The 11,952-nt window shown below is 57.8% G+C and carries 11 protein-coding genes; 9 read left to right on the top strand and 2 right to left on the bottom strand.

Annotation, left to right across the window (positions count from 1 at the left end):
- Window positions 1–287 precede the first annotated feature (287 nt).
- From LBK75_08555 to LBK75_08530, 6 genes are all read left to right on the top strand, one after another.
- On the top strand, window positions 288–518 hold the full coding sequence (locus LBK75_08555) for a helix-turn-helix transcriptional regulator (protein ID MDR1158332.1): 231 nt from the start codon (window positions 288–290) through the stop codon (window positions 516–518).
- A 16-nt stretch (window positions 519–534) separates the two neighbouring features.
- Entirely contained in the window at window positions 535–1,578 is a 1,044-nt protein-coding gene (locus LBK75_08550) for a PDDEXK nuclease domain-containing protein (protein MDR1158331.1), read from the top strand.
- 1 nt (window position 1,579) lies between these two features.
- Window positions 1,580–2,242: a response regulator transcription factor gene (locus LBK75_08545; protein ID MDR1158330.1), complete on the top strand. Its 663-nt coding sequence runs from the start codon at window positions 1,580–1,582 to the stop codon at window positions 2,240–2,242.
- Window positions 2,232–3,050 carry a HAMP domain-containing histidine kinase gene (locus LBK75_08540; protein MDR1158329.1) on the top strand — a complete coding sequence of 273 codons (819 nt, stop codon included), beginning with the start codon at window positions 2,232–2,234 and terminating at the stop codon, window positions 3,048–3,050. Before LBK75_08545 ends, LBK75_08540 begins: the two co-directional genes overlap by 11 nt.
- A gap of 104 nt (window positions 3,051–3,154) precedes the next feature.
- Entirely contained in the window at window positions 3,155–3,838 is a 684-nt protein-coding gene (locus LBK75_08535; GenBank protein MDR1158328.1) for an ABC transporter ATP-binding protein, read from the top strand.
- Window positions 3,835–5,835, top strand: coding sequence for an ABC transporter permease (locus tag LBK75_08530; protein MDR1158327.1), 2,001 nt, complete (start codon window positions 3,835–3,837; stop codon window positions 5,833–5,835). Before LBK75_08535 ends, LBK75_08530 begins: the two co-directional genes overlap by 4 nt.
- A gap of 315 nt (window positions 5,836–6,150) precedes the next feature.
- On the opposite strand, the gene LBK75_08525 is transcribed toward LBK75_08530, so the two are convergent.
- Entirely contained in the window at window positions 6,151–6,786 is a 636-nt protein-coding gene (locus LBK75_08525) for a cyclodeaminase/cyclohydrolase family protein (protein ID MDR1158326.1), read from the bottom strand.
- A gap of 15 nt (window positions 6,787–6,801) precedes the next feature.
- Window positions 6,802–7,698: a glutamate formimidoyltransferase gene (ftcD, locus tag LBK75_08520; protein ID MDR1158325.1), complete on the bottom strand. Its 897-nt coding sequence runs from the start codon at window positions 7,696–7,698 to the stop codon at window positions 6,802–6,804.
- A 285-nt stretch (window positions 7,699–7,983) separates the two neighbouring features.
- On the opposite strand from ftcD, the gene LBK75_08515 reads away from it, so the two are divergent.
- From LBK75_08515 to LBK75_08505, 3 genes are all read left to right on the top strand, one after another.
- Window positions 7,984–10,074 (top strand): urocanate hydratase, encoded by a 2,091-nt coding sequence (locus tag LBK75_08515; GenBank protein ID MDR1158324.1) that lies wholly within the window; start codon window positions 7,984–7,986, stop codon window positions 10,072–10,074.
- Window positions 10,074–11,300, top strand: coding sequence for an imidazolonepropionase (hutI, locus tag LBK75_08510; protein ID MDR1158323.1), 1,227 nt, complete (start codon window positions 10,074–10,076; stop codon window positions 11,298–11,300). Before LBK75_08515 ends, hutI begins: the two co-directional genes overlap by 1 nt.
- A gap of 247 nt (window positions 11,301–11,547) precedes the next feature.
- A partial coding sequence (locus LBK75_08505) for a hypothetical protein (GenBank protein MDR1158322.1) occupies window positions 11,548–11,952 on the top strand: 405 nt, incomplete at its 3' end.

The following is an 11,952-nucleotide window of genomic DNA, read 5'->3' as shown; positions in this document are numbered from 1 at the left end:
TTTTTGGCCTCCCCATTTACCTTCACCGCCGTTTCTTTTTATCTTACCATAAAACGGCTATTTATGCAATATTTTAATAAAATAATTTTACTTGCTTATCAGCGATACAGTACACTAGTATATTTCACATTATGGTTAATCTCGGTGCCAATTTGCACTTCTACCGAAGCATTATAAAATCAATAATATGCGCTCGAAAAGTTTTGATTTACATATACTCAGAATTATGCTATGCTTGCATTATCACATAGACAATCACCAGACAAAAGCAAGTGGGGCGATGAGCGATGAAGCAAATGAGCTACATGAAACTGTGGCATTTACTGCTTGACAAACACCTGACCAAGAAAGACCTTTGTAGGCTTGCGGGGGTTAGCACCGCCGTAGTAGCGAAGCTGACTAAAGGCAGAAACGTTGAAACAGACGTACTTATAAAAATCTGCACTGCCATGGAGTGCAACATCGCCGATATAATGGAAATAGTTGATATAGAATCGACCGCCGGACAGTGCGACTGAATTTTGGGAGGAACGTATGCTTATCAACAACAGCGAGTATCTCACAATCGTAACCGACATCAAGTCCCGGATTCGTATGGCTCAACATCGCGCTATCATTGCTGCGAACGCCGAGCTTTTCGAGTTGTACTGGAACATCGGCGTGGTCATTAACGAGCATAGCACTTGGGGTAACAAGTTTATTGAGAACATAGCCCGCGACATTAAGCTTGACTTCCCCGACGCGAAAGGTTATTCCGCCCGCAATCTAAGATATATGGCGAAATTTGCCAAGCTGTTTCCTGATTATGAAATTTTGCAGACGCTGTCTGCAAAATTGATGTGGTCACATTGCGTAGCACTTATCGACAAGGTAAAAGACCGCGATAAGTTCATTTGGTATGCCGAGCGCAACGGCAGCGATGGTTGGTCGGTGGACGACCTGAAAGAGCAGATAGAGCGCGGGTTGTATGAGCGCCAAGTGATTGCTCACAAAACCAGCAACTTCCAACAACGATTGTTGCCGCCGCAGGGAAACCTTGCGGCGCAAACAATGAAAGATCCCTATGTGTTTGATTTCATTGCATATCGCGAGGGAATGATTGAACTCGAAATCGAAGCGGAGCTTGTTCGCAACATTACGAAGCTGCTCCTTGAACTCGGCACAGGCTTTGCGTTTATGGGTAATCAGTACCAGATTGAGGTTGAGAACGAAATATTCAAAATCGACCTTTTATTTTACAATGTCAAACTTCGGTGTTATGTGGTCATTGAGCTAAAACGAGGCGACTTCAAGCCTGAATACGCCGGAAAGTTAAATTTCTACATTTCCGCTGTTGACGATTTGATGCGCGGCGAGTGCGACAATCCGACAATAGGGCTGTTGCTGTGCAAGAATAAGCGCGGAATGATTGCCGAATACTCCCTTCGCGACATTGAGAAGCCTATCGGTGTCAGCGAGTACAAACTCTTTGACAAACTTCCGGAAAAGTATGCGGACATTCTGCCGTCTGCGGAGGATATAGAAAAGCGAATCGGCGCAATTGACGAAAAAGGTGAATCGGATGAAGGGCGAGAATAAAATGCCGTACAAAATTCTGCTTGTCGAGGACGACGCAATGATAGCGTCAGGGCTTGTCTACGCCCTTGAACAAGAGGGCTACACCGTCACGCACAACAGTTGCGTCCACGAATCGCGGACAACCATAACCGGCGAACCCTTCAACCTCGCCATACTTGATATGCAACTGCCGGACGGCACGGGCTTTGATGTGCGTAAAGCGCTTATAGGCAAGGACACTGCGGTTATCTTCCTGACGGTTGTGGATGACGAGGGTAACATTGTCCGCGCCTTTGAATGCGGCGCGGAGGACTATATCACAAAGCCGTTTCGTTTGCGGGAACTGCTCGCAAGGGTAAAGCGCACATTAGGCACACAGGCCGGCGAGCGGCATAATGCGACAGTCACGCTCGGCGACGTGTCCATCGACACAACAGCGGGCAAAGCATACATCGGTGAAACGGCGCTCGTCCTGACCGCCCTTGAATACCGTCTGCTTCTGACTTTTGCCCGGAATAAAGGGCAGACTCTTTCCCGCTCTCAGATACTGGAACATATTTGGGACGCAGCAGGGAACTTTGTAGAGGATAACACGCTGACCGTCTACATCAAGCGACTGCGCGAGAAGCTTGGCAATGCCATAAACATAGAAACCGTGCGGGGGCTTGGTTATCGTGTGGATTAAGAAAAACGAAATCATAAAGCTGTCCGATGACATCAGGCGCATCGTGGACGGTCGGGACATCGACCTGCGGGACAACCGCGAAGGCGTGTTTTCCATACTTAAAAATGACATACATACACTCGCCAATCTAAAAAATGAACAGGTTGACGCACTCCGGCATGACCGTGACGCTCTGAAAGATACACTTGCGAACATCTCCCACCAATTGAAAACCCCGTTGACATCAATGTGCCTGATGGCAGATTTGCTTGAAACCGCGCAGTCTGAAAAGCAAGGTGCGTTTATCGCCAATATCAGGACAGGACTAACCCGCATGGAATGGCTCGTATCCGCGCTTTTGAAGTTGGCGAAGCTTGATGCGGGCGCTGTGACGTTCGCCGGTGATCGGATAGATGCTTCCGAGTTGATCGGTCTTGCGCTTGAACCGCTTCAAATCCTGCTTGACGTTAAGAATCAGACAGTCGTGACCATAGGCGAGGCAGAAGTTTTTTGTGACAAGCACTGGACAGCGGAAGCCATTTCAAACATCATAAAAAACGCATCTGAGCATTCGCCTGCCGGCGGCGAAATAACCGTTAAATCGGGGGAAAACCCGATATGCTCTTGGATAGCGGTCACCGACAGCGGAAAGGGAATCTCCCCATCAGAAACCGCAAGGCTGTTCAAGAGGTTTGAAGGTTCGCGCAGCGAAAAAGGATATGGAGTGGGACTGCCGCTGGCGCTTGCCATTATGCGCGGTCAGAACGGCGATATACAAGTTGACAGCGGAAGCGGCGGCGCGACATTTATGCTGAAGTTTTACCACTGAAGCGCGAAAGTGACTGAATCGTCACTTTTCTCGGCGAAACAGTCACCGAAAAGTCACTTTGGCTTGTTATGATAACCTCAATGAAAACTGTGGGGGTTATTTTTATGGTCATCCTTCAAGTCAAAGACTTATTGAAGATCTACGGAAAAGGCGAGACGACCGTTACGGCGTTGGGCGGCATCTCCTTCAGCGCGGAAAAAGGCGAATTTATCGCCGTGGTCGGCGCAAGCGGCTCCGGCAAATCAACGCTGATGCACCTGATCGGCGGCGTTGACCGCCCCACATCGGGCAGCGTCACGGTGGACGGCAACGAAATCTTCAAGCTGAACGAAAGTGAGCTTGCCATCTTCCGCCGCCGCAACATAGGCATTATTTATCAGTTTTACAACTTGATTCCCACGCTCACCGCCGAGGAGAATATAATGCTCCCGCGTCTCTTGGATAACCGCAAACCGGACGAAGACAAACTCAGAACCATTCTTGAAACCATAGGTCTTTCCGACCGCGCCAAACACCTCCCCAATGAACTCTCCGGCGGCCAGCAGCAGCGCGTGTCCATTGGCAGGGCCTTAATCAATGACCCGGCGCTCATCCTCGCCGACGAACCGACGGGCAACCTTGACAGCAAATCCGGCAGGGAGATCATTGACCTGTTGAAACTGTCCAACAAAAGGTACAATCAAACGCTCATCGTCATAACGCACGACGAGAGTATCGCCCTGCAAGCCGACCGCATTATAGCTGTCGGCGACGGCCGGATTCTGCGCGACGAGCGGGTCAGGGGGTGAGCGAAGTGCGTTTAACCGCCAAACTGGCGTACAGCCAAATAAAAATAAATCGTTCGCGTACTGTGTGGACTCTGATGGGTGTTGCCCTCTCGACGGCTTTGATCACGGCGGTTTGCTGTTTTGCGGCAAGCGGCAACGCATTGGTTGCGGATTTGCCGGGCGAGGAGTACGGCGACTCTAGCAGTACGCTCGGCGCGTTGCTCATCCTGCCCGCCGGCATTATAATCGCAATAATCTTTGTAATGTCCGTCGTTGTAATCACAAACGCGTTCCGCGCAAGCGCGGGCGAGCGCACCGCGCAGTTTGGCATATTGAAAAGCGCAGGAGCCGCAAAGCGGCAAATTGTTTCCTGCGTTATGTATGAAAGCCTATTCTTCTCGGCGGCGGGAATCCCGATCGGCATTGTAATCGGACTGATTCTGGCGTTTTCAGGCGTTCTTGCCGCCAATCACTTCCTCGGCGAGCTGAACAGCCTCATCCATATGATGCTCAACGAACTTACACTCGTGATTGATTTTGTAGTCGCGTGGCAGGCCTTAGCCGCCGCTTCTCTGATTTCATTCTCCGCCGTGCTGTTTTCCGCGTGGCTTCCCGCCCGCAAGGCGGCAAAGATCCCCGCCATTGCCGGCATCCGCGGGAAGGGGGAAGTCAAAATGGCGGTAAAGCGACTGCGCGTAAGTCCCCTGACCCAAAGATTGTTCGGATTTGAGGGCGCGCTCGCGGCGAAGAATATGAAGCGCAGTAAACGCAATTTCCGCGCAAGCACAGTGTCCCTTACCGTCAGTGTCGTTTTGTTTATTGCGGTCAGTGCGCTTTATGAACAGGCTCAATCGGTAGAAAATATGATATTCCCCGATATTGACGCTACGGTTGTGGTTGACTATACATCCCTTTTGCGGGACGGTTCTGTCAACGAAGCTACAGGCCGCGCGGAAACCCTTATCGTCGCCCCCATTGACAGCTTGACCGCAAATACCGTAACCGAAAGGCTGCGCACATACGAAAGTACGTCCATAATGGGAGTGGGCGCGGATATGAACACGTATACCGCTGTCGTTCCAAGGGAAGCGATCTCGCCGAAAATGATAGAAGTATGTTTCGATTCCGAAGAACGGGACGAATATGAAATTTCCACGGAAATTTTGACCTTGGACGGGGACCATTACGCCGCGCTTTGCGAACGGGCGGGCGTTCCCGTCGGCTCAAATATCCTGATCAATCATTACGGTTACAATGACAACGGTCGCGAGGCGTCTCTTGAGCCGTTCCTGTTTGAAAAAGAAGATTTGCGCTTCATCAAAGAGGACGGTTCCGTAAGTGAAATCCCGCTGCACGGCATATTGACGCAAGAAAACATACCGCGCGAGCTTTTGCCCCCAAACAGGCGGATCGTCAGGTTGATTATTCCGCAGGGCGAGACGCGAGATTACACTTGGTACGCGAAGCCTGCGGATGTCGAGGGATTTATAGAATACGCCAATGCTGTGATGGGAGAAATATTCCCACAAGCCCCGGAATCCGGCTATATGGAACTCGGCTTTAGCACTCGCGTGTATACAGTCCGGGACTATATGAAAGTTATGAATATTGCCATTGGCTTGGCAATGGTCTTTGTGTGCTGCTTTGTCGCGTTACTGACCTTAATCGGGCTTACCAACGTAATAAGTACTATTTCCGCGAACGTGCGCATGCGTTTCCGCGAGTTCGCGGTTCTGCGGAGCGTAGGTATGACTCGCGACGGATTAAAGCGTATGCTGAACTATGAAAGCGTTCTGTGTACCGTCAAATCTCTGACAATCGGACTACCTGCCGCAGTCGCGCTGACTTATCTGATCAATCTGCCTATTCGGTCGGCGTTTCCGATTCCGTACCGGCTTCCGTGGCTTGCAGTCGCAGAGTGCATCCTTGCCGTCTTTGCGATAACGTGGGCGACGATGCGCTTTGCGGCGATGAGCGTGAAGGGCGATAACATCGTAGAAACAATACGGGCGGAGTAAGGAATATAAAACTGACCATAAGGCTTGCATGGACACAGATAAAGGGCAATCGCAGCCGCGACAAGACGGCATATCATGCAAATCGTACTGAAAGAAGGGATTATGCTTTCTGCTGTCGGAATCCCGCTTGGCATAGTTGTCGGTCTGGGATTGGAAGCCGCGACATTGGCAAGCGCCAACGCGGTAATAACGGCGGTTTCACAGTCAACAGAGGGAACCTTTACATTTGAATTTTCTGCAGCGCCCATAGCGCTGATACTTGCCGCCGCCTTTCGCCGGACCCCTGTTCTTTTCATCTCGCCTCGCAGGGGCGCTTCATCCCCCGATGATCTCCGCCGACACGGTCTCGTAGATTCTGTCGGCCAGCGGCAGGGCCTCCGCCAAAATCGCCTCGCCGCCGGCACGGTGGCGCTCGACAAACGCGGCGTCGTCCACCGCGCCGATGTTGGTCAGAACGTTCAGCCACGCGCCCTGCAACGCGGCCTTCAGCAGCAGCGCGGAAACCCCAAGGTCGCTGACCGCGTTCCTGTTGCTGTGCCCCAGCGCCTTTTCCGCCAGTCGGAGAGCCGCGAAGGCGTATTCCATCATCTCATAGGGCGGCAGCGTGCAGCTGCGCAGCGCGCGCTGCATCGCCGCCCGGCGCGCGTCCCTCTCCGCCTCCGTCCCCTTCGGCATCGCGAACACCACGCTCATGCCGCGAAACGCCTCGACGTCGCGGTCCACCGCCGCGAGCAGCGCGCCCCGAAGCGTCTCCGTCTCCGCCAGCAACGCCCGCATGAGCGCGGTGTGCTCCGCGTAGCGGGGTTTCCCCACCGTCAGCGCGGCCACCATGTGGGTAAGCGCCGCGCCGAGAGAACCCACCAGCGCCGCCGCCGCCCCGCCGCCCGGCGCCGGCGCGTCGGAGGCGAGAAAATTTCCAAAATCTTCCAGTGTTCTGTCACTCAATTTCATATGGGTCCCCTCTTCTCAAAGCAGATGATTTTCCAGCACTTGCTTTTTATCGTCGAAATTTTCGATCTGGAGATAATATGCCGCGCAGTCGATCAAAGCCTTGGCCGGGGTGAGGCCGATCACTTCGCTGCCGACGATCGGGACGCCCCAGCGGCGCGCCTCGGCGCGGACGGCCTCGAACACCCGGTAGAGCGGCGTGCCCTCGTGGTTCACCATGTTCATCGAGACCTGCGCGATACCCCGCCCCTCCAGCGTCACGCCGATGGCCTTGCAGTATCGGTACCCCCCGCTCGAACCCCGGACGGTCTTCGCGATCGCATCGGCGACGGACAGATCGGACGTGCCCAGGTTGACGTTGAACGCGACGAGCGGCGCCCGGGCGCCGACGGCCGTGACGCCCGCCGTCGGATGGACAGCCCGCGTCCCGTAGTCCGGAGCCCACTCCGGCCGCCGGAGCTTTTCGGGCATCCCTTCAAACTGTCCCTTGCGTACGGCGGCCAGGTTCTTCCGTTCCGGCGCGGCGGCGGACTCCTCGTACAGAAAACAGGGGATGTGCAGTTCGTGCCAGATCCGCTCGGCCACCCGCTTCGACAGCGCGACGCACTCCTCCATGCCGGTCTCGCGGATCGGGATAAACGGGATGACGTCGGTCGCGCCCATGCGCGGATGCTCGCCCGTGTGTTTCGTCAGATCAATGCGCGCGCCGGCCTCCCGACACAGCAGAAACGCCGCTTCGGCGACGCCCTCGGGGCTGCCCGCCATCGTAAATACGCTCCGGTTGTGGCTCGCGTCGGAGGAGTGATCCAGAAGCGCCGCGCCGGGGACTCCCTCCGCGATCCGCACCAGGGCCTCGACGACGGAAAGGTCCCGCCCCTCGCTGAAATTGGGGACGCATTCGACAATTTTCGCCACTGCGCTCACTCCGTTTCGATCAAAATTCCGCCGGCTCGCCACCGGCCGACCGGCTTGTATCATACCACTTGCGCCCCCTCGCGTCAAGGGACGAAGCAAAAATGGGCGGCAAAACGCCGCTCTTACAATTTCATTATCCATTTTCATTATTTATTGACTTCTTTGTTTCTTTTCATTATACTGGATACCAAATAAGAAATCCGGCGCCCCCGCGGGGCCGGGGCCGGCCAGGCAATGTGACAGCGCGCCCCTTGGGGGTGTCTTTTTTTAAGTTTTTCTGAGAGGATGACCGCCATGCGCAACCAAGAACTTTACAACGCCATGCGGATCCGGCCGGACGACACACTCCCGTCCTACCCGGCGTTTCTGCCCGGTATCCGGCGCGCGCCCAGTCGGGGTTTTCGCCTGACGCGGGCCCAGGCGGAGACCGCGCTCAAAAACGCGCTGCGCTACCTCCCCGCGTCCTTGCACGAGGCGCTTGCGGACGAATTCATGGCGGAGCTCACGACGTACGGGCGCATCTACGGCTACCGCTTCCGGCCGCCCGGCCGGATCTGGGGGCGTCCGGTCGAAACATACACTGGCCGGTGCCTCGAGGGGAAGGCCTTTCAGGTCATGATCGACAACAACCTGGATTTTGAGACCGCGCTCTACCCCTACGAACTCGTCACCTACGGGGAGACGGGCAGCGTCTTTCAAAACTGGATGCAGTACCGCCTTACCATGCGCTACCTTGAGGCGCTGACGCAGGACCAGACGCTGGTGCTGCTGTCGGGGCACCCGCTGGGCCTGTTCCCCTCCAGGCCGGACGCCCCCCGTGTAATCCTCACAAACGCCCTGATGGTGGGGATGTTCGACAACCCGGACGACTGGGAAATCGCGGAGGAGATGGGCGTGGCCAACTATGGGCAGATGACCGCGGGCGGCTGGATGTACATCGGCCCGCAGGGGATCGTCCACGGCACCTACAACACGCTGCTGAACGCCGGCCGGCGGCAGCTCGGGCTCACCCCCGACGCCGACCTCTCGGGCGTCCTGTTCGTCTCCAGCGGACTCGGAGGCATGAGCGGCGCGCAGCCCAAGGCCATCGAGATCGCGCGCGGCGTCGGCGTCGTCGCCGAGGTGGACCGCTCCCGCATTGAGACCCGCCTGTCGCAAGGTTGGGTCTCGGCGGTGTCGGACGACTTGGCCGAGGTGTTCGCGCGGGCGCAGGACTATGTCGCCCGGCGCGTCAGTACGTCCATCGCCTACCACGGCAACATCGTCGATCTGCTCCAGTACGCCGTGGACCACGACGTACGTATCCCGCTGCTGTCGGACCAGACCTCCTGCCACAACGCCTACACCGGCGGATACTGCCCTCAGGGCGTCACCTTCGCGGAACGCACGCGGATGCTGACCGAGAATCCGGCGGCGTTTCGCGCCCTCGTGGACGCCTCGCTGCGCCGGCAGTACGCACTCACCAAAACGTTGCGCGCGCGCGGGAGCTATTTCTTTGACTACGGCAACTCGCTGCTGAAGGCCATGTATGACGCGGGCGTCAAAGAACTCTCTCGCAACGGCGTCGACGAAAAGGACGGTTTCCTGATGCCGAGCTACGTGGAGGACATCATGGGCCCGGAGCTCTTTGATTACGGTTACGGCCCCTTCCGCTGGGTGTGCCTCAGCGGAGACCCGGAGGACCTGCGCAGGACGGACCGGGCGGCGATGGACTGCATCGACCCAAACCGGCGCGGGCAGGACCGCGACAACTACATCTGGATCCGCGATGCGGAGAAAAACCGACTGGTCGTCGGAACGCAGGCGCGTATCCTCTATCAAGACGCCGAAGGGCGCACGACCATCGCGCTCAAATTCAACGAAATGGTCCGAAATGGCGAGATTGGCCCCGTGATGCTGGGCCGTGACCACCACGATGTGGGCGGCACGGATTCTCCTTTTCGGGAAACTTCCAATATTCGGGACGGTTCCAGCGTGATGGCCGACATGGCGACGCAGTGCTTCGCGGGCAACTGCGCGCGCGGCATGAGCCTTGTGGCGCTGCACAACGGCGGCGGCGTGGGTGTCGGCCGGGCTATTAACGGCGGCTTCGGTATGGTGCTGGACGGCAGTGCGCGCGTCGATCGGATTCTCTCTTCGGCGGTGATGTGGGATGTGATGGGCGGCGTCGCGCGCCGCGCCTGGGCGCGCAACCCGGCTTCGCTGGAGACCGCCGCCGCTTACAACGCCAAGCAGGGCGCGGCGGCCCAGATCACCCTGCCGGCGATCCCCGACGAGGACTTGATCCATCGCGCGACGAGACAGATAACAGATAACAGTCTGGGCAGCGACGTGACCGTGAACAGTTCACTGTCCACGGTTATGGGGGGTGGATGATGGCGGAGTTTTGTTTTACCAACATCGGGTGTCTGGCGACGCCGCTGGGGGCGGCGGCCCGGGCGGGGGCGGCGCAGGGGGAGATCCGCCTGCTGCAAGACGCGGCGATCGCCGTCACGGGCGGCCGCGTCGTCTACGCGGGGCCGGCCGGCGGCGCGCCGGCGGCGGCGCGCGCCTTTGACTGCGGCGGCCGGCTCGTCACGCCGGGCCTTGTGGACGCGCACACCCACCTTGTCTTTGGCGGGTGGCGTCAGCGGGAACTGGCACTCCGGCTCTCGGGCGCCTCCTATCTCGACATCTTGCGCGGCGGCGGCGGAATCCTCAGCACCGTGACGCACACCCGCGCGGCCGCGGAGGACGCGCTCGTGGACAAAGCCCGCACCCTGCTGGGCGAAATGCTGCGCCACGGAACCACCACCTGTGAGTGCAAGAGCGGCTATGGACTGGACCTTGAGACGGAGCTGAAACAGCTCCGAGCCGTGCGGCGGCTGCGGGATCTCCAGCCGGTGTCGCTCGTCCCGACCTTTCTGGGCGCCCACGCCGTACCGTCAGAGTTTGCCGGCCGGCGCACGGACTATGTGGACTTTGTCTGCGACGTCGTGCTGCCGCAGGTCGCGGACGCGTCTCTCGCGTCGTTTTGCGACGTGTTCTGCGACGTCGGCGCCTTCACCGCAGACGAGTCGGCGCGTATCTTGACGCGCGCCGACTCGCTCGGGCTGGGCCTCAAGGCCCATGTGGACGAACTGGAGGACGGCGGCGGGGCCGCGCTGGCCGCCCGGGCCGGCTGTGTCTCGGCGGAACATCTGATCCGCGCCTCCGGCGACGGCATCCGCGCGCTGGCGCGCGCCGGCGTGATCGCCTGCCTGCTGCCGGCGACCTCCTTTTACCTCGACAAGCCTTACGCCCCGGCGCGTGCGATGGTGACCGCGGGGGTGGCCGTGGCCGTGGCCACGGATTTCAACCCCGGCTCCAGCCCCAACCTCAACTTACAGTTTGCGATGCAGCTCGCCTGTCTGCGCGGCGGCCTGACGCCTGAGGAGGTGCTGACCGCCACGACGCTGAACGCCGCCGCGGCTCTCCGCCAGAGCGAAGAGATCGGCACCCTGGAGCCCGGCAAACAGGCGGACCTCGTCCTCTGGAACGCCACGGATCTCCCCTACCTTTTTTATCGTTACGGAACCAACCTGGTCCATCGTGTCGTCAAAAACGGCGTATTTGCGGCTTGACGAGCGGGCGGAATCCCGGGAAAGCCCGCTACGGATGAGGGATTTTCGCGAACAAAAGAACACCCACCGTGCACGGTGGGTGTTCTTTTGTAACAATGTGTAATAATATATGTAGGAAAGTCTTTACATTGGGAAAACCAGGTGATATAATGACGTAACATTACAAGGGAGAAGGGGTATATCCACGCGGCCCTGCCTCCCGCAGCACATGTTTTACAAATGGGTTTTGGAAGGAGTGCACCCGAATATGGCAGAAAAGAAAACGAGAAACGGTGTGCGGTGGATGCCGAGCGTCATGGCGTTTGTGTTGCTCTTCAGCCTTCTCCTGACACCGTCGTGGCTGACGGCATCCGGTTTGGAGGCGACGGAAACAGCTGAGGTGCAGACGGCGCTGGAAGAAGACGCCATCGAGACGCCGGCGGAAGACGTCGCCGAGACGCCGGAAGCTCCGGAGGAAGACGCCGCCGAGGCGCCGGAGGAGGAGATTCCGGAGGCCTCGGAGGAAGACGCCGCCGAGGCCCCAGAGGAAGACACCGCGGAAGCTCCGGAGGAAGACGCCGCCGAGGCGCCGGAGGAGGAGATTCCGGAAGTGCCCCCCGTTCGGGCGGCGCCGGCCGGCGTTGTACTGGTGAATATCTACCGCAACGTCAGC

This window comes from Oscillospiraceae bacterium (assembly GCA_031265355.1).
GTDB lineage: Bacteria > Bacillota > Clostridia > Oscillospirales > UBA929 > JAIRTA01.
The sequence above is the reverse complement of the archived record's forward strand: the minus strand, read 5'-3'. Positions and strand labels throughout refer to the sequence as shown.

Coding starts and splice junctions, on each gene's coding strand:
- LBK75_08525 (MDR1158326.1), bottom strand. CDS start 6,786: ATGAAATTGAGTGACAGAACACTGGAAGATTTTGGAAATTTTCTCGCC.
- LBK75_08555 (MDR1158332.1), top strand. CDS start 288: ATGAAGCAAATGAGCTACATGAAACTGTGGCATTTACTGCTTGACAAA.
- LBK75_08535 (MDR1158328.1), top strand. CDS start 3,155: ATGGTCATCCTTCAAGTCAAAGACTTATTGAAGATCTACGGAAAAGGC.
- LBK75_08545 (MDR1158330.1), top strand. CDS start 1,580: ATGCCGTACAAAATTCTGCTTGTCGAGGACGACGCAATGATAGCGTCA.
- LBK75_08550 (MDR1158331.1), top strand. CDS start 535: ATGCTTATCAACAACAGCGAGTATCTCACAATCGTAACCGACATCAAG.
- hutI (MDR1158323.1), top strand. CDS start 10,074: ATGGCGGAGTTTTGTTTTACCAACATCGGGTGTCTGGCGACGCCGCTG.
- LBK75_08515 (MDR1158324.1), top strand. CDS start 7,984: ATGACCGCCATGCGCAACCAAGAACTTTACAACGCCATGCGGATCCGG.